The following is a 17,364-nucleotide window of genomic DNA, read 5'->3' as shown; positions in this document are numbered from 1 at the left end:
CCGCGTTCGTACCCGACCCGTGACCGGAAACCACCGTCCCCGCCCGCTCACCCGCTGCTCCGGCTCCGACCCCACCCGGCCCTTCGTCTCCTGACGACGCGCCACCGGCAAGCGGAAGGCCCCCGCCCCCTCGGAGGGGGCGGGGGCCTTCCGGCCTTGACGGGCCGTCAGCGCTGGGCCGGGTTGACCGTCACCTCGACGCGCTGGAACTCCTTGAGCTCCGAGTACCCGGTGGTGGCCATCGCCCGGCGCAGCGCGCCGAACAGGTTCATGGTGCCGTCCGGGGTGTGCGACGGGCCGGAGAGGATCTCGGCCGTGGTGCCCACGGTGCCCAGGTCGACGCGCTTGCCGCGCGGCAGCTCCTCGTGCACCGCCTCCATGCCCCAGTGGAAGCCCTTGCCCGGAGCGTCGGTGGCCCGCGCCAGCGCGGCCCCGATCATCACCGCGTCGGCGCCACAGGCGATCGCCTTCGCCAGGTCGCCGCTGTAGCCCACGCCACCGTCGGCGATCACGTGCACGTACCGGCCGCCGGACTCGTCCATGTAGTCCCGGCGGGCCGCCGCCACGTCCGCCACCGCGGTCGCCATCGGCACCTGGATGCCCAGCACGTTCCGGGTGGTGTGCGCGGCGCCGCCGCCGAAGCCCACCAGCACGCCGGCCGCGCCGGTCCGCATCAGGTGCAGCGCGGCGGTGTAGGTGGCGCAGCCACCGACGATCACCGGCACGTCCAGCTCGTAGATGAACTGCTTCAGGTTCAGCGGCTCGGCCGCACCCGACACGTGCTCCGCCGAGACCGTGGTCCCGCGGATCACGAACACGTCCACGCCCGCGTCCACCACGGCCTTGGAGAACTCGGCGGTCCGCTGCGGCGACAGCGCCGCGGCCGTCACCACGCCCGAGTCACGGACCTGCTTGATCCGCTCCTTGATGAGCTCCGCCTTGATCGGCTCCGCGTAGATCTCCTGGAGCCGACGGGTCGCCGCCGCCTCGTCCGTGATCGTCGCGATCTCGTCCAGCAGCGGCTGCGGGTCCTCGTACCGGGTCCACAGCCCCTCCAGGTTCAGCACCCCGAGACCGCCCAGCTCACCGATGGCGATCGCCTGCGCGGGCGACACCACGCTGTCCATCGGAGCCGCCAGGAACGGCAGCTCGAACCGGTAGGCGTCGATCTGCCAAGCGATCGAGACCTCCTTCGGGTCGCGGGTACGGCGGCTGGGGACGACGGCGATGTCGTCGAAGGAGTACGCCCTGCGGCCGCGCTTGCCTCGCCCGATCTCGATCTCAGTCACTTCGAGCCCTTCCTGCACATGCATTTGCTGGTCGCCCCAGTATCCCGTACCGGGCCGCACCGACGCGCATGTGTCCAGGAGGCACACGCCAAGGGGCGCGGGGATTCCCCGCGCCCCTGGCGTGACCTGGTCGGTCAGCTACCTCAGCGGCCGTGGTAGTTCGGCGCCTCGACGGTCATCTGGATGTCGTGCGGGTGGCTCTCCTTGAGGCCCGCCGAGGTGATCCGGACGAAGCGGCCCTTGCTCTCCATCTCGGCCACCGACGCGGCACCGACGTAGCCCATGGTCTGCCGCAGGCCGCCGACCAGCTGGAACAGCACCGCGGAGAGCGGGCCGCGGTAGGGCACCTGGCCCTCGATGCCCTCGGCGATCAGCTTCTCGTCGGAGGAGACGTCGGCCTGGAAGTAGCGGTCCTTGGAGAAGGACTTCGCCTGGCCGCGCGACTGCATCGCACCCAGCGAGCCCATCCCGCGGTACGACTTGAACTGCTTGCCGTTGATGAAGAGCAGCTCGCCCGGCGACTCCTCGCAGCCCGCCAGCAGCGAACCGAGCATCACGGTGTCCGCACCGGCGGCCAGCGCCTTGCCGATGTCACCGGAGTACTGCAGGCCACCGTCACCGATCACCGGCACGCCGGCCGCCTGGCAGGCCAGCGCCGCCTCGTAGATCGCCGTCACCTGCGGCACGCCGATGCCCGCGACCACCCGGGTGGTGCAGATCGAGCCCGGCCCGACGCCGACCTTCACGCCGTCCACGCCAGCGTCGATCAGCGCCTGCGCACCGTCCCGGGTCGCGACGTTCCCGCCCACCACGTCGACGGCGACCGCCGACTTGATCTTCTCGATCCAGGCCAGCGCGTTGTGGCTGTGCCCGTGCGAGGTGTCGACGACCAGGAAGTCCACTCCGGCGGCGACCAGCGCCTGCGCCCGGTCGAAGGCCTCGGCCGAGGCGCCGACCGCCGCGCCGACCAGCAGCCGGCCCTCCGAGTCCTTGGCCGCGTTCGGGTACTGCTCGGCCTTGACGAAGTCCTTGACCGTGATGAGGCCCTTGATCCGGCCCTCGTCGTCGACCAGCGGGAGCTTCTCGATCTTGTGACGGCGGAGCAGCGCCATCGCGTCCGGCCCGCTGATGCCGACCTTGCCGGTGATCAGCGGCATCGGGGTCATGATCTCGCGGACGATGCGGCTGCGGTCCGACTCGAAGGCCATGTCGCGGTTGGTGACGATGCCGAGCAGCTTGCCCGTCTCGTCCGCGATCGGCACACCGGAGATGCGGAACTTGGCGCAGAGCGCGTCCGCCTCGGCCAGCGTGGTCTCCGGGCCGACCGTGATCGGGTCGGTGACCATGCCGGACTCGGAGCGCTTCACCAGGTCGACCTGGTTCGCCTGGTCCTCGATCGAGAGGTTGCGGTGCAGCACGCCGACGCCGCCCTGACGGGCCATCGCGATGGCCATCCGGGCCTCGGTGACCTTGTCCATCGCGGCCGAGAGCAGCGGGATGTTCACCCGGACGTTGCGGGAGACCCGCGAGGAGGTGTCCACCTCGTTGGGCAGGACGGCCGAGGCACCGGGCAGCAGCAGGACGTCGTCGTAGGTGAGTCCGAGCATCGCGAACTTCTCGGGTACGCCTGCGGCGTTGTAGGACATGATGTGGGGACCTTCCATGGCGGCCGTCGTCTGATCCCGCGCTCCCCGCTGAGGGTCTGTGGGAGCACGCTGCTCTCGAACCGGCACTAGCTCAGGACCGCCAAGACACCCGAGGTTTTGGAGGAACCTCCGAGGGAACCTCGCCCACACCCGCGAAACTTTGGCGACCTGCCCAGGCGCCGATACCCCATGGTACTGGCATCCGGTATGCCGAACTCGCGCCCCCTTGACAACGCCGCGAGGGGCGGATCCCTTCCAGGGAACGTTAGGAACTCTCCTCGGCCAGCTCGGCCAGCGCCCGCAGCCGGCTGAGCGCCCGGTGCTGGGCCACCCGGACGGCGCCCGGCGACATCCCGAGCACCTCCCCGGTCTCCTCCGCCGAGAGTCCGGCGGCCACCCGCAGCAGCACCAGCTCGCGCTGACGGGCCGGCAGGTTGGAGAGCAGTTCCTTGGCCCAGGCCGCGTCACTGCTGAGCAGCGCCCGCTCCTCGGGGCCGAGCGCGTCGTCCGGCAGCTCCGGCAGGCCGTCCGGCGGGATCACCGTCGCGCCGGGGCCGCGCATCGCGGCCCGCTGGAGGTCGGCCACCTTGTGCGCGGCGATCCCGTAGACGAAGGCCTCGAAGGGACGCCCCTCGTCCTTGTACCGGGGGAGCGCGCAGAGCACCGCGACGCAGACCTCCTGGGCCACGTCGTCCACGTGGTGCCGGGCCCCGCCGGGGAGCCGGAGCAGCCGGCCCCGGCAGTAGCGGAGCGCCAGCGGGTGGACGTAGGCGAGCAGGGCCTCGATGGCCGGGCCCTCACCGCGGACCGCGGCGGCGACCAGTTCGCCCAGCTCGACCGCCGACGCCGCGACGGCCGGTGCCTCGGCCGGGGCGCCGGGTGGGCCACCGGCCGGAGGAGCGTCGTCGTCGCGCATCGGTCCATGGTGCCTGGTCGGCACGGAAAACGCGGCACCGCCTCCGGAGTTGTGCATCGGAACGTTATGCGTCTCCCCCACCGCCCCCGCCTCCGCCCGCTGGTCCCCGAGGTGCTCCACTGCTCCATGGTGCAGCCTCGGGACCGTGACGTCATACGTCCGAGCGAGCGATGACCGGTGCGGGCCGGTCAGCGGACCAGGCCCCAGCGGAAGCCGAGCGCCACCGCGTGGGCGCGGTCCGAGGCGCCGAGCTTCTTGAACAGGCGCCTGGCGTGCGTCTTCACGGTGTCCTCGGACAGGAAGAGCTCGCGGCCGATCTCCGCGTTGCTCCGCCCGTGGCTCATGCCCTCCAGCACCTGGATCTCACGGGCCGTCAGGGTCGGTGCGGCGCCCATGTCCGGGCTGCGCAGCCGGCGCGGGGCGAGCCGCCAGGTCGGGTCCGCCAGCGCCTGGGTGACGGTGGCCCGCAGCTCGGCGCGCGAGGCGTCCTTGTGCAGGTAGCCGCGCGCCCCGGCGGCGACCGCGAGCGCGACCCCGTCCAGGTCCTCGGCCACGGTGAGCATGATGATGCGCGCGCCCGGGTCGGCCGAGAGCAGCCGGCGGACCGTCTCCACCCCGCCCAGGCCGGGCATCCGGACATCCATCAGGACGAGATCGGAGCGGTCGGCCACCCAACGGCGGAGGACCTCCTCACCGTTCGTCGCCGTGGTCACCCGGTCGACCCCGGGGACCGTCGCCACCGCGCGGCGAAGCGCCTCCCGGGCGAGCGGGGAATCGTCGCAGACGAGTACGGATGTCATGACCGTCGTCCTCCGCAGCTGATCCGCGTCACGTTGAGCCTCCTGGCTGGTACGAATCTCTCCGACACGGCCGAATGACGAAGGACTCCGGTCGCTCGCGGTCTCCCGCGTTCGTTCCCGGCGCCCAGCGTCCGCTAACCGCCTCCGCACTTCCAACGACCGTCACTCGAATGAGTTACGGCTTTCAGGGCCATCTCCACCACTGTACGTGGCCGACCCGTTACCGATCAGCCGCATCGCGGTGCACACGCCGCACTTTCGTGCTGCTCACGCGCTTGCCGCGCACCACCGGCGCCGTCGAACGAGCCTCCGCGCGCCCGGAGCCACCCGATCGGCAGACCGACACACGCCAAACCTCATGCCCTCATTTGTCCGTTTTTATAGCTTCTGTGGGGTCATTGACTGTTGTGCACCGCTGTGAGTGACTTGTCCCAGTGGTTGCCGTAAGTCATATTTCCAGGTGTCCATATCGGTACCGGGCAGGAACGCCGGCCGGACCGGGACCCTCGCCAGCACTCCATGAAGGGAACAAGTGCCATGGCCGACTTCTCCCGCCTCCCCGGCCCGAACGCGGACCTCTGGGACTGGCAGCTCTCCGCCGCCTGCCGCGGCGTGGACAGCTCGCTCTTCTTCCACCCGGAGGGCGAGCGCGGGGCGGCCCGCAGCTCGCGCGAGGCCAGCGCCAAGGAGGTCTGCATGCGCTGCCCGGTACGGGCCCAGTGCGCGGCGCACGCGATGGCGGTCCGCGAGCCCTACGGCGTCTGGGGCGGCCTGACCGAGGACGAACGCGAGGAGCTGATGGGGCGTTCGCGCAACCGGCTGGTCGAGGTGCCGCTCACCATGCCCGCCACCATCCGGCGCTGACGGCGCGTCACCCCTTCGGCGCCACCGCAGAAACGTTTCTTCGCCACCCAGTACCCCATGGCACCCCCGCCGTCAGCGCGCGGCGGCCGCCCCGGCGAGCTGGTCCAGCATGAGCGCGACGGCCGGCACCTCGGCCAGGTCCGGCAGCGTCAGCGCGACCACCTGACGCACCGCCGGGGCCCCCGAGGCGGCCCGCACCGGCACCGCCGCGACGCCCTCGTGCCGGACCGCCTCCAGGGCCAGCCCCGGCAGCACCGCCACCCCCAGCCCGGCCGCCACCAGACCGACCACCGCCGGGTAGTCGTCGGTGGCGAAGTCGATCAGCGGCTCGAAGCCCGCACCCGCGCAGAGCTCCACCAGATGCCCCCGGCACTGCGGGCAGCCCGCGATCCACTGCTCCCCCGCGAGCTCCGCCAGCTCCACCGGCCTGCTCTCGTCCCGGCCCGCCAGCGGGTGCCCGGCCGGGAGCAGGCCCACCAGCGGGTCGTCCAGCAGCGGCCGCACCACCAGGTCGGACCAGTCGCTGGCCGCCTGGCTGGCCGCCGCCTCCAAGGTCGCCTCGGCCCGCGCCTGACGGGCCGTCACGTGCGGCGCCGGCACCGTGGTCACCCCCTGCGAGTCCGGGTACCGGAACGCCAGCGCCACCTCGCACTCGCCCCCGCGCAGCATCGCCAGCGATTCCGGCGGCTCCGCCTCCACCAGCGACACGCGCACCCCCGGACGGGCGCCCCGCAGACGGGCGACGGCCGGCGGCACCAGGGTGGAACTCGCCGTCGGGAACGACACCAACCGCACCCGCCCGGCCCGCAGCCCGGCGATCGCGGCCACCTCCTCCTCGGCGGCGGACAGCCCCGAGAGGATCCCGTTGGCGTGCTTCAGCAGCACCTGCCCGGCCTCGCTGAGCTGCATCCCCTTGCCGGCGCGCACCACCAGTGGCGTGGCCACCGACTTCTCCAGCGCCTTCATCTGCTGGCTGACGGCAGGCTGGGTGCATCCCAGCTCCCGGGCCGCGGCGGAGAACGAACCGGTTCGGGCGACGGCGCGCAGGACGCGCAGGTGGCGGGCCTCGATCATGACTCCGTTATAAGCGATCCTTTGGGCAAACGCCCAACCACCCAGCTCCGGGTCGCCCTCGGACCGCCCTCAGGCCGGCCGGAGGGCGGTCAGGGGCGCGAGGAACTGCGCGCTGCGGAAGAACGAGACCCGTGTGCCGGGTACGGAGACTCACTGGCAAGTGGCTGTCCGTACCCGGCACACCGGTCAGCGTCTTCCGACTCGCGCAGTTCCCCGCGCCCCTGGTGTGACCAATTTCCACGGGCGCCCCGGAGGGCGGCGGCCAACGCCGGAGGCCCGGCTCCCCCGCGTGGGGGAACCGGGCCTCCGGTCGGGCTGACGGTGCGTCAGTGGGAGTGGCCGTGGCCGCCGTGAGCGGCCGGCTCCTCGTCGGCCGGCTTCTCCACCACGAGGGTCTCGGTGGTGAGGAGCAGCGACGCGATCGAGGCGGCGTTCTCCAGGGCGGAGCGGGTGACCTTGACCGGGTCGATGACGCCGGCCTTCAGCAGGTCGCCGTACTCACCGGTGGCCGCGTTGAAGCCGTGGCCCGGCTCCAGCTCGGCGACCTTGTGGGTGATGACGTAGCCCTCGAGGCCGGCGTTCTGGGCGATCCAGCGCAGCGGCTCGGCGAGCGCCTTGCGGACGACCGCGACACCGGTCGCCTCGTCGCCGGTCAGGCCGAGGCCGCCGTCGAGCACCTTCTGGGCGTGCACGAGGGAAGCGCCGCCACCGGCGACGATGCCCTCCTCGACCGCCGCGCGGGTCGCCGAGATGGCGTCCTCGAGACGGTGCTTGCGCTCCTTGAGCTCGACCTCGGTGGCAGCGCCGACCTTGATCACGCAGACGCCGCCGGCCAGCTTGGCCAGGCGCTCCTGCAGCTTCTCGCGGTCCCAGTCCGAGTCGGTGTTGGCGATCTCGGCCTTGATCTGGGCGACGCGGCCCGCGACGGCGTCGGCGTCGCCGGCCCCGTCGACGACCGTGGTCTCGTCCTTGGTGATGGTGACGCGGCGGGCGGTGCCGAGCACCTCGACGCCGGCCTGGTCGAGCTTGAGGCCGACCTCCTCGGAGATGACGGTGGCACCGGTCAGGGTGGCCAGGTCACCGAGGATCGCCTTGCGGCGGTCGCCGAAGCCGGGAGCCTTCACCGCGACGGCGTTGAAGGTGCCGCGGATCTTGTTGACCACCAGGGTGGAGAGCGCCTCGCCGTCCACGTCCTCGGCGATGATCAGCAGCGGCTTGGAGGCGCCGCCCTGAAGGATCTTCTCCAGCAGCGGGAGCAGCTCCTGGATGGAGGAGATCTTGCCCTGGTTGATCAGGATGTACGGGTCCTCGAGGACCGCCTCCTGACGCTCCGCGTCGGTGACGAAGTACGGCGACAGGTAGCCCTTGTCGAACTGCATGCCCTCGGTGAAGTCCAGCTCCACGCCGAAGGTGTTCGACTCCTCGACGGTGATGACACCGTCCTTGCCGACCTTGTCGATCGCCTCGGCGATCAGGTCGCCGACCTGCTGGTCCTGGGCGGACAGGGACGCGACGGCGGCCACGTCCTCCTTGCCCTCGATCTCGCGGGCGACGGAGAGCAGGTGCGCCGAGACGGCGGCGACGGCCTTGTCGATGCCCTTCTTCAGGGCGGCCGGACCGGCGCCGGCGGCGACGTTCCGGAGACCCTCGTTGACCAGGGCCTGGGCGAGCACGGTGGCGGTGGTGGTGCCGTCACCGGCGACGTCGTTGGTCTTGGTGGCCACCTCCTTGACCAGCTGGGCGCCGAGGTTCTCGTACGGGTCGTCCAGCTCGACCTCACGGGCGATGGTGACACCGTCGTTGGTGATGGTCGGCGCGCCGAACTTCTTGTCGATGACGACGTTGCGGCCCTTGGGGCCGATGGTCACCTTCACCGTGTCGGCCAGCTTGTTGACACCGCGCTCGAGCGAGCGGCGGGCGTCCTCGTCGAACTGCAGGATCTTCGCCATGGTTCCGTTTCCTCTGGGGATCTACTGACTACGGGAGCCAACAACCGCGCCCCGGCCGCCGTCTGACGACGAGTGACCGGGGCGGGCTGGAACGACTTACTTCTCGATGATGGCGAGAACGTCGCGGGCCGAGAGGACGAGGTACTCCTCGCCCTGGTACTTCACCTCGGTGCCGCCGTACTTCGAGTACAGGACGATGTCGCCGACCGCGACATCGAGGGGAAGGCGCTGGCCATCCTCGAAGCGACCCGGGCCGACGGCCAGGACGACGCCCTCCTGGGGCTTCTCCTTGGCGGTGTCCGGGATAACCAGGCCGGAGGCCGTGGTGGTCTCGGCGTCGAGCGGCTGGACCACAATGCGGTCCTCGAGCGGCTTGATGGCAACCTTGCTGCTGGCGGTCACGTCCGAGCTCCCCTTCGGAGATTACGGGGTTGTTCTTCAGGTAGGTGGCGATGTGCACGCGTCCGCCGTCGCGGGGGTCGGACACGAGTCCATCGCGTTAGCACTCACCCGGTGGGGAGTGCCAGGAACGACCATAGGCCGCTGTTAGCACTCAGTCAACCAGAGTGCCAACGCCGCGCGTGGCGCTACGGAGGCCCGAAGGGCCGACCGGGGCGCGGGGAACTGCGCGAATCGGAAGGCCCCGACCCGTCTTCCGGGTACGGACAACCACTTACAAGTGCAGGCCCGCCCCCGGCACACGGGTCATCGCCTCCCGCCCCGCGCAGTTCCCCGCGCCCCCGGGGTGACCACCTTCCCCCAGCGCCGCAGGCGTGCCCACCCCGTCGGACCCGCGAGAATGGCCTCCGTGGAGATCGACGCGTTCAAGGCCCTGTTGACCGATCAGGGCCAGGCCCTGCTGGCCGAGTTGCGGGAGTTCAAGCCCGGCGAGGAGCTGGCGCTGGCCACCCGGCTGCGGAAGGAGCACCCCGCCGAACTGGTGACCGCCGCGTTGGCGCAGGCGCACCTGCGCCAACGCGCCCGCGCGAAGTTCGGCCCCGACGCCGACGCCATGTACTTCACCCCCGACGGAGTCGAACAAGCCACCCGCCGCAGCGTCGCCGAGTGGCGGGCGTCCCGCTTCGCGGCCCTCGGCGTCCGCCGCCTCGCGGACCTCTGCTGCGGGATCGGCGGCGACGCGATCGCGCTCGCCCGGGCCGGGGTGCACGTCCTGGCCGTCGACCGCGACCCGCTGACCTGCGCCGTCGCCACCGCCAACGCCGCCGCCCTGAACCTCACCGATCTCATCGAGGTCCGTGAGGCGGACGTCACCGAGGTCGACGTCACCGGCTACGACGCGGTCTTCACCGACCCGGCGCGCCGGACCGCCCGGGGCCGGGTGTTCGATCCGGAGGCGTACTCGCCGCCGCTCTCCTGGGCGGTCGAGGCCGCCCGCCGCACCCCGTTCGGGGCGCTCAAGGTGGCCCCGGGCATCCCGCACGAGCTGGTGCCGGAGGGCGCCGAGGCGGAGTGGGTGTCGGACCACGGCGAGGTCAAGGAGGCCGTCCTCTGGTTCGGCACCGAGGCAACGGCCCCGCACCGGGCCACCCTGCTCCCCGGCCCGCACACCCTGACGGGCGGTCACCTCCCCGACCCGGCGCCCGGCCCGGTCGGCCGGTACCTCTACGAGCCGGACGGCGCGGTGATCCGGGCCCACCAGGTGGCCGAGGTCGCCGAACAGGTCGAGGGCCGGCTGATCGACCCCAAGATCGCCTACCTCACCTCGGACCGCCTGGTGGCCACCCCGTACGCCCACGCCTACGAGCTCAGCGACGTGCTGCCCTACAACGTGAAGAAGCTCAAGGCCCTGCTGAAGGAGCGTCAGGTCGGCACCGTGGTCATCAAGAAGCGCGGCCTCTCCGTCACCCCCGAGGAGCTCCGCAAGCAGCTCAAGCCCAGCGGCCCGAACGAGGTCACCGTGATCCTGGCCCGGACCGACGACGGCCCGCTCATGATGCTCGGTCAGCCCGCCGGAGCCGCGATGTAGTCCTCCAGCCGGGCCACCGCGAAGCCCTGCTCCTGGATCCGGCGCAGCATCTCGGCGAACATCTCGGTCATCGTCTCGCCCTTGAGGTCCTTCGGGCCCCGGAAGTGCGCGAGCACGATGTCGCCGGGCTTCAGCTTCTTGTCGGCGGCCTGGTACTGCATGTCGTGGATCTGCATCGACTCGCGCCAGAGCACGATCGCGCGCGGCCCGCACTGCTGCACCGAGGTGTTGAGCTGCGGGGTGTGCGCGCCGTCCCCGTACGGCGGGCGGAACAGCAGCGGGGCCTTGCCGTACTGCTGGGTCAGCGCGGCCTGCGCGTCGCAGACCTCGGACTTCTGCTTCTCCGCCGAGACCTTGCTCAGCTGGGCGTGGTCCGTGGTGTGGTTGTGGATCTGGTTGCCGAGCGCCTGGAGCGGCTTGAAGTAGCCGTAGTCGTCCTTGACGATGTCCCGGGTCAGGAACATCGAGACCGGGACCTTGAGGTCCTTGATCATCTCGACGAACTTCGGGTCCTTCTCGGCACCGTCGTCGATCGTCACGAAGACGACCTTGTCCTTGGTCGGCACCTCGGAGAAGACCGGCACCGGGCCGCTCGCGGTCAGCTTCACCGGCTTGTCGGCCGGGGCCGGCGGGGCGGCGGGCAACGGCTTGATCCCCCACTTGGCCCAGGCGTCGGAGGAGGCCACCGGGCTGCCGCCCGCGGCCGGCTGACCCTCCTTCACCTGCGGCGCGGAGCTGCTCGGAGCCGGCGGCGCGGGAGTGGGTGACGTCGTCGTCCCGCTGCCGCAACCGGCCACCAGCAGCAGCGCCGACACCGCCACCCCGTACGTCCTCTTCACCGTGCTCCCCGTCGTCGTGCGCTCTCAGCGAACTCCCAGGAACACTACCGGGGTCAGCGCAGCGCTTCGTGCGCCGCCGCGTGCAGATCGGTGTGCGGCACGGAGACCTCGGTCACGGGCAGCGAGGAGTCCGCCGAGAGGCCGAGCGAGGAGGGGGCCCGGTTGCGCCAGACCATCTCGGCGCCGAGCGCGGCGACCATCGCGCCGTTGTCGGTGCACAGGCCCGGGCGCGGCACCCGGAGCACGATGCCGGCCTTGTCGCAGCGCTGCTGGGCCATCTCGCGCAGCCGCGAGTTGGCCGCCACGCCGCCGCCGATCATCAGGTGGTCGACGCCCTGGGCCTTGCAGGCCTTGACCGCCTTGCGGGTCAGCACGTCGGTGACCGCCTCCTGGAAGGACGCGGCCACGTCGGCCACCGGCACCTCCTCGCCGGCCCGGCGCTTGGCCTCCACCCAGCGGGCCACCGCGGTCTTCAGGCCGGAGAACGAGAAGTCGAACTCCGGGTCCTTCGGGCCGCTCAGTCCGCGCGGGAACCTGATCGCCTTCGGGTCGCCCTCGCGGGCCATCCGGTCCACCACCGGCCCGCCGGGGAAGCCCAGGCCGAGCACCCGGGCCACCTTGTCGAAGGCCTCTCCGGCCGCGTCGTCGATGGTCGCGCCCAGCGGGCGGACGTCGGTGGTGATGTCCTCGCTGAGCAGCAGCGAGGAGTGCCCGCCGGAGACCAGCAGCGCCATGGTGGGCTGCGGCAGCCGGCCGTGCTCCAGCTGGTCCACGCAGATGTGCGAGGCCAGGTGGTTCACCCCGTACAGCGGCTTGTCCAGCGCCCAGGCGAAGGCCTTCGCGGCCGAGACGCCGACCAGCAGCGCACCGGCCAGGCCGGGCCCGGCGGTGACGGCGATGCCGTCCAGGTCGGAGCCCTTGATCCCGGCGGTGTCCAGCGCGCGCTGGATGGTCGGGACCATCGCCTCCAGGTGCGCCCGGCTGGCGATCTCCGGCACCACGCCGCCGAAGCGGGCGTGGTCGTTGACGCTGGAGGCGACCGCGTCGGCCAGCAGGGTGGTGCCCCGGACGATGCCGACGCCGGTCTCGTCGCAGGAGGTCTCGATGCCGAGGACCAACGGTTCGTCAGCCATGCTGCCGCTCTTTCGGGTTGTCGAGGCGCATCACGAGCGCGTCCACGTTGGCGGGTTGGTAGTAGCCGCGCCGGATGCCGACCGGCTCGAAGCCGTACCGCTCGTACAGCCGCTGGGCGCCGAGGTTGTCCACCCGCACCTCCAGCAGCAGTTCGGTGCAGCCCCGGCGGGCCGACTCGTCGATCAGGTCGGTGAGCAGCCGGGCACCCAGCCCCATGCCCTGGTGGCCCGGGGCCACCGCGATGGTCTGCACGTCGCCCTCGACGCCGATCGCCATCAGCCCGGCGTAGCCGACCAACGCGCCGTCCAGCTCCGCCACCGTGTAGTGCCGGGTGCCCTCCGGGCCGGTGTCGGCCAGCTCGGACCAGAACATGCCGCGCGACCAGGCGTCCTCCGGGAAGAGCTCCTGCTCCAGCGCGATCACCGGCTCGATGTCCCACCAGCGCATCGGCCGCAGCCGCACGCTCATGCCGGGAGCACCGCCTTGTAGCCTGCCGGCACCTGGGCGTCCGGACGGCGCAGGTACAGCGGGACGTTCGGCAGCAGCTCGCGGCCGGCCGCCAGCTCCCGCACCGCGAAGTCGGCGAGCGCGCCGGCCGAGACGTGCTCCGGCGCGACGGCGTCCGGGAAGGTGTCGGGGTAGAGCAGCGCACCGGCGCCGAACGACACCTGGTGCGGCGTCAGATCGGCCGGGCGGCCGACCTCCGGGCCCTCCGTGCGGCGCTTCCCGCCGTCGTACGAGGCCCAGTAGACCTCCTTGCGGCGGGCGTCGGTGGCCACCGTGAAGGGGGCTCCGTCGTTCTCGGCCTGGTGCGCGAGCGCGTCGAGCGTGCAGACGCCGTACACCGGCAGGCCCAGCGCGTGCCCGAGCGTCGCGGCGGTCACCAGGCCGACCCGCAGTCCGGTGTACGGGCCGGGGCCGACGCCGACGGCGATCGCGGTGAGCGCGCTCTTGTCGACCCCCGCGTCCCGCAGCACCCGGTCGATCGACGGCAGCAGCAACTCCCCGTGCCGCCGGGCATCCACCTGGTGGGCCTCGGCGAGAACCCGCTCCCCGTCGTGGACGGCAGCGGTGACGGCAGGGGTCGCGGTGTCGAAGGCAAGCAGCAGCACGCCCCCAAGGTTAAGGGCTCCCGCGAGCACACGAACGCCCGGAGGGCGTTCAGGGGCGCAAGCTCGCCGCGTTGCCTGACCGTCGTGCTCCGCAGGAACTGGCACGATGGCCAGGTAGTCAGAAAACCTCGAGCCTGGCGGGAGCCGACGTGTCGCGTCCTGGAGTGGTGGTCACCGGTCTGACCGTGGCGGCGTTGGCGGCCGTCGGGCTGCTGGCGTTCCAGGCGAACGGGGCGGCCTCCCGGACGGTGCCGGTGGCGAAGCCGTCCGCTCCGGCGAGTTCGGCCGCGCCGAGCCCGTCCGCCTCACCGACCGTCACCGTCCCGCCGCTGCCGGCCAGTTCGGGCACCGGCCGCCGCGTCGTCTACTCGGCCGGCACCCACTGGGTCTGGCTGGTCGACCCCAAGAAGCCGACCCCCCTGCAGGCGGCCTTCGCCGTCACGCCGGGCACGGCCGAGCCGACGCCGGGCAGCTACACCGTCTACAGCCGGACGGCCGCCGGTACCGGCACCGACGGCGCCCAGATCGAGCACGTGGTGCGGTTCGCCCAGCAGAACGGCGTGGTGTTCGGCTTCAGCGCGGCCATGGACTCGGCGGCGGTGCCCGCGCCGCCGGCCGATCCGAAGACCAAGACCGGCGGCATCCGTTCGAGCCGGGCGGACAGCCAGAGCCTCTGGGACTTCGCCCCCAACGGGACGAAGGTCGTCGTCATCCCCTGACGGCCACTCAGGATCAGCGGTCAGCGGTCGACGGGCTGCGGCGGGGGCGGCGTCGAGACCGCCCTCGCGGCCGCGCACGCGGCGAGCAGCGCCCGCATCGGGCTGGGCGTCTGCGGAGTGGTGGGCGTGGTGCTCGTCATGATGTGTCTCCCTGGTTAGGCACACCTAACTGCCAAGGTCATCCCACCACACCGGCGCACCCGCCCACAACCGCTTGCCGACAGCCCGTCGGCAAACGACGCGCGGTCAGACCTCGGCCAGCACCGCCAGGTCCACCCCGGCCCAGCGTTCGCCGATCCCGGTCAGCCGGACCTGCCGCGGGTCGGAGTCGTCCACCGCGTCCGCGCCGATCGCCCGTTCGATCCGGACCTCCAGGCGGTCGTCCGTCAACTGCTCGACCTTGCCCTCACCCCACTCGACCACCACGACCGACTCGGGCAGCGAGACGTCCAGGTCGAGGTCCTCCATCTCGTCCAGACCGCCGCCCAGCCGGTAGGCGTCCACGTGCACCAGGGCCGGGCCGCCGGCCAGCGGCGGGTGCACCCGGGCGATCACGAAGGTCGGCGAGGTGACCGCACCGCGCACGCCGAGGCCCTCGCCCAGGCCGCGGGTGAGGGTGGTCTTGCCCGCGCCGAGCTCGCCCGAGAGCATCACCAGGTCGCCGGGGCGCAGCAGTCCGGCCAGCGCCTTGCCGAGGCGGTTCATCCGCTCCGGCGTGTCCACCGTGATCACCGAGGTCACTCCTTCTCTCCGACGGCGGCCAGCAGGTCCGCCAGCTGACGGTTCACCAGGTCGGGCCGCTCCAGCATCACCAGGTGCCCGGCGTCCGGCACCAGGACCAGTTCGCAGCCGGGCAGTTCGGCCGCGATGGCCTCGCTGTACTCGGCCGGCGTCAGCAGGTCCTTCGTCCCGGCCAGCACCAGCACCGGCAGGCCGGCCATCGCCCGCAGGGCGGCCACCTTGTCCATGCCGCTGAAGGCCGGGTAGAACTCGGCGACCACGTCGAAGTGGGTGGCCTCCAGCAGCTGCTCGGCGAAGCGGACCACGCCCAGGTCCACGTCCTTGGTGCCGAAGGAGTACCGCCGGTAGAACACCGCCGTGAGTTCGGAGCCGGCCCGCCGGGTGGCCTCCACCAGCGCGGCCTGACGGCCCAGCAGCTTCACCACGCCGGGCGCCATCCGCTTGACCAGCTTGGAGCCGAAGGCGGGCAGCCCGAGGGTCACCTCGTCCCAGCCGCTGGCCAGCGTGCCGACCAGGGCGACGCCCACCACCCGGGGGCCGAACAACTCCGGGTGCCGGTCGGCCAGTGCCATCACCGTCATGCCGCCCATCGAGTGCCCGACCAGCACCACCGGGCCCTCGGGCACGACGGCGTCCAGCACCGCCTTCAGGTCCTCGCCCAGCTGGTCGATGCTCGCCGGCTCGCCCTCCAGGTACGAGCGGGAGCGCTCGGAGCGACCGTGGCTGCGCTGGTCCCAGAAGACCAGCCGGGCGCGGTCACGCAGCGCGGCCCGCTGGAAGTGCCAGCTGTCCTGGCTCAGGCAGTAGCCGTGGCTGAACACCACGGTCAGCGGGGCGCTCTCGTCGCCGTCCACCTCGACGTGCAGCACGGTGCCGTCGGCCGCCGTCACCGGCACCGTCCGCCCGCGCAGCGAGCCGTACGGGGCCGCGGCGTCCAGCTCCTCGCGGGCCCGGCGCCGGGTGGCCCGGCCGACGGTGAGCCGCTCGACCGCGACGCCGGCGGCCGCCCCGGCGGCCAGCAGGCCGACCGAGATGCCGATCAGCCCCGCCGTCCGGCCCACCCCCTTCACCTCCGTCACGCCGACGCCCCCAGGTAGCGGCGCGGCACCCGGGCGCCGATCCGGGTGATGATCTCGTACGCGATGGTGCCGCAGGCCCGGCCCCAGTCCTCGGCGGTCGGCTCGCCGTGCTCGCCGTTGCCGAACACCAGCACCTCGTCGCCGGCCCGGGCGTGGTCGCCGCCGAGGTCGATCACGAACTGGTCCATCGCCACCCGGCCGGCCACCGAGTACCACTTGCCGTTGACCTGGACCGGGCCGGTGCCGCTGGCATGCCGGGGGATGCCGTCCGCGTAGCCGACCGGCACCAGGCCCAGGGTGGACGGGCCCGGAGTGGTGTAGTGGTGGCCGTAGCTGACGCCGTGTCCGCCCGGCACCTCCTTCACCAGGGCCAGCCGCGCGGTCAGCGCCATCACCGGCCGCAGCCCGAAGTCGGACGGCGAGCCCACCTCGGGCACCGGCGAGAGCCCGTACATCGCCAGGCCGGGCCGGACCAGGTCGTAGTGCGACTCGGGCAGCAGCAGGGTGGCCGGGGAGTTGGCCAGGTGCCGCACCTCGGGGCGCAGCCCGGCCCGCTCGGCGTGCGCCAGGGCCTGGGCGAAGGCGTCCTGCTGGAGCCGGATCGAAGGGTGGCCGGGCTCGTCTGCGGCGGCGAAGTGCGACCAGATCCCGACGACCTTCAGCATCCCCTCGGCCTCGGCCCGGCGGGCGGTGGCCACCAGGTCCGGCCAGTCGTGCGGCTGGCAGCCGTTGCGGCCCAGGCCGGTGTCGGCCTTGAGGTGCACCCGGGCCTGGAGGCCGGTCTCACGGACGGCGGCCAACAGCTCGTCCATCGCCCACAGGCCGCTCACCGAGATGTCGAGGTCGGCCCGGAGCGCCTCGGCCCACGGGCCGCCGGGGATCCACAGCCAGCACAGGATGCGGGCCTGAGCGGCGGAGATCCCCGCCGCCCGCAGCGCCAACGCCTCCTCCGGGGTGGCCGTGCCCAGCCACCGGGTGCCGGCCGCGACCGCCTCGCGGGCGCAGCGCACCGCACCGTGGCCGTAGGCGTCCGCCTTCACCACGGCCATCAGCTCGGGGCCGTCGGTCCGGGCGCGCAGGGCGTCGAGGTTCCCGCGCAGAGCGGCCAGGTCGATGGTCGCCTCGGCGCGGACCCCCTCGGTGAGCAGGGCCGTCCCGGTCGTGTTCGCAGTCGTCATCGCGTACCAGTCTCCCATCCCGCCCCGGCGCCCCCGC

General features: G+C 72.4%; 17 protein-coding genes. 3 read left to right on the top strand and 14 right to left on the bottom strand.

Translation table 11 applies throughout. The annotated features are described in order from the left end of the window. Positions 1-167: 167 nt before the first annotated feature. The 4 genes from ACZ6ZR_RS24545 to ACZ6ZR_RS24530 form a co-directional block, all read right to left on the bottom strand. On the bottom strand, positions 168-1,289 hold the full coding sequence (locus tag ACZ6ZR_RS24545) for a GuaB3 family IMP dehydrogenase-related protein (protein ID WP_465645611.1): 1,122 nt from the start codon (positions 1,287-1,289) through the stop codon (positions 168-170). A 143-nt stretch (positions 1,290-1,432) separates the two neighbouring features. Then, entirely contained in the window at positions 1,433-2,935 is a 1,503-nt protein-coding gene (gene guaB, locus ACZ6ZR_RS24540) for an IMP dehydrogenase (RefSeq protein ID WP_465645671.1), read from the bottom strand. A 265-nt stretch (positions 2,936-3,200) separates the two neighbouring features. Next, complete coding sequence (gene shbA, locus ACZ6ZR_RS24535; RefSeq protein ID WP_465645609.1) at positions 3,201-3,851, bottom strand: RNA polymerase sigma factor ShbA; 651 nt, start codon at positions 3,849-3,851, stop codon at positions 3,201-3,203. Between the two features lie 188 nt (positions 3,852-4,039). After that, a complete protein-coding gene (locus ACZ6ZR_RS24530; RefSeq protein ID WP_014136228.1) occupies positions 4,040-4,651 on the bottom strand; it encodes a response regulator transcription factor in 612 nt (203 codons plus the stop codon). A 537-nt stretch (positions 4,652-5,188) separates the two neighbouring features. Between ACZ6ZR_RS24530 and ACZ6ZR_RS24525 the strand changes: the two genes are divergently transcribed. Beyond that, complete coding sequence (locus ACZ6ZR_RS24525) at positions 5,189-5,515, top strand: WhiB family transcriptional regulator (protein WP_345286160.1); 327 nt, start codon at positions 5,189-5,191, stop codon at positions 5,513-5,515. A 72-nt stretch (positions 5,516-5,587) separates the two neighbouring features. On the opposite strand, the gene ACZ6ZR_RS24520 is transcribed toward ACZ6ZR_RS24525, so the two are convergent. The 3 genes from ACZ6ZR_RS24520 to groES form a co-directional block, all read right to left on the bottom strand. Beyond that, on the bottom strand, positions 5,588-6,589 hold the full coding sequence (locus tag ACZ6ZR_RS24520; RefSeq protein ID WP_465645607.1) for a LysR family transcriptional regulator: 1,002 nt from the start codon (positions 6,587-6,589) through the stop codon (positions 5,588-5,590). Positions 6,590-6,915: 326 nt separating this feature from the next. Further along, positions 6,916-8,538, bottom strand: a complete 1,623-nt coding sequence (gene groL / locus ACZ6ZR_RS24515) for a chaperonin GroEL (RefSeq protein WP_465645605.1) — start codon at positions 8,536-8,538, stop codon at positions 6,916-6,918. 96 nt (positions 8,539-8,634) lie between these two features. Next, positions 8,635-8,940 carry a co-chaperone GroES gene (groES, locus tag ACZ6ZR_RS24510; protein WP_057231242.1) on the bottom strand — a complete coding sequence of 102 codons (306 nt, stop codon included), beginning with the start codon at positions 8,938-8,940 and terminating at the stop codon, positions 8,635-8,637. A 397-nt stretch (positions 8,941-9,337) separates the two neighbouring features. On the opposite strand from groES, the gene ACZ6ZR_RS24505 reads away from it, so the two are divergent. Beyond that, positions 9,338-10,525 carry a class I SAM-dependent methyltransferase gene (locus ACZ6ZR_RS24505; RefSeq protein ID WP_465645602.1) on the top strand — a complete coding sequence of 396 codons (1,188 nt, stop codon included), beginning with the start codon at positions 9,338-9,340 and terminating at the stop codon, positions 10,523-10,525. On the opposite strand, the gene ACZ6ZR_RS24500 is transcribed toward ACZ6ZR_RS24505, so the two are convergent. Genes ACZ6ZR_RS24500 through tsaB form a run of 4 tightly spaced genes read right to left on the bottom strand, consistent with a single transcriptional unit; the run spans position 10,501 to position 13,610 of the window. Continuing rightward, a complete protein-coding gene (locus ACZ6ZR_RS24500; protein WP_465645600.1) occupies positions 10,501-11,364 on the bottom strand; it encodes a polysaccharide deacetylase family protein in 864 nt (287 codons plus the stop codon). The genes ACZ6ZR_RS24505 and ACZ6ZR_RS24500 overlap by 25 nt on opposite strands. Before the next feature lie 53 nt (positions 11,365-11,417). Beyond that, a complete protein-coding gene (gene tsaD / locus ACZ6ZR_RS24495) occupies positions 11,418-12,497 on the bottom strand; it encodes a tRNA (adenosine(37)-N6)-threonylcarbamoyltransferase complex transferase subunit TsaD (RefSeq protein ID WP_465645598.1) in 1,080 nt (359 codons plus the stop codon). Beyond that, on the bottom strand, positions 12,490-12,966 hold the full coding sequence (gene rimI, locus ACZ6ZR_RS24490; RefSeq protein ID WP_465645596.1) for a ribosomal protein S18-alanine N-acetyltransferase: 477 nt from the start codon (positions 12,964-12,966) through the stop codon (positions 12,490-12,492). The genes tsaD and rimI overlap by 8 nt, the downstream gene beginning before the upstream one ends. Next, positions 12,963-13,610 carry a tRNA (adenosine(37)-N6)-threonylcarbamoyltransferase complex dimerization subunit type 1 TsaB gene (gene tsaB, locus ACZ6ZR_RS24485; RefSeq protein WP_465645594.1) on the bottom strand — a complete coding sequence of 216 codons (648 nt, stop codon included), beginning with the start codon at positions 13,608-13,610 and terminating at the stop codon, positions 12,963-12,965. The genes rimI and tsaB overlap by 4 nt, the downstream gene beginning before the upstream one ends. Before the next feature lie 149 nt (positions 13,611-13,759). On the opposite strand from tsaB, the gene ACZ6ZR_RS24480 reads away from it, so the two are divergent. Next, positions 13,760-14,329, top strand: coding sequence for a hypothetical protein (locus ACZ6ZR_RS24480; protein ID WP_465645592.1), 570 nt, complete (start codon positions 13,760-13,762; stop codon positions 14,327-14,329). 246 nt (positions 14,330-14,575) lie between these two features. On the opposite strand, the gene tsaE is transcribed toward ACZ6ZR_RS24480, so the two are convergent. The 3 genes from tsaE to alr are packed head-to-tail and all read right to left on the bottom strand — an operon-like array spanning position 14,576 to position 17,327. Further along, positions 14,576-15,034: a tRNA (adenosine(37)-N6)-threonylcarbamoyltransferase complex ATPase subunit type 1 TsaE gene (gene tsaE / locus ACZ6ZR_RS24475; protein ID WP_465645669.1), complete on the bottom strand. Its 459-nt coding sequence runs from the start codon at positions 15,032-15,034 to the stop codon at positions 14,576-14,578. Positions 15,035-15,066: 32 nt separating this feature from the next. Then, the gene (locus tag ACZ6ZR_RS24470) at positions 15,067-16,149 is read right to left on the bottom strand and encodes an alpha/beta fold hydrolase (protein ID WP_465645590.1); all 1,083 of its coding nucleotides are present in this window, start codon (positions 16,147-16,149) and stop codon (positions 15,067-15,069) included. Then, positions 16,146-17,327, bottom strand: a complete 1,182-nt coding sequence (gene alr / locus ACZ6ZR_RS24465; protein WP_465645588.1) for an alanine racemase — start codon at positions 17,325-17,327, stop codon at positions 16,146-16,148. Before alr ends, ACZ6ZR_RS24470 begins: the two co-directional genes overlap by 4 nt. Between the last annotated feature and the right edge of the window lie 37 nt (positions 17,328-17,364).

Source organism: Kitasatospora sp. NPDC088742 (genome assembly GCF_055584905.1).
The sequence above is the reverse complement of the archived record's forward strand: the minus strand, read 5'-3'. Positions and strand labels throughout refer to the sequence as shown.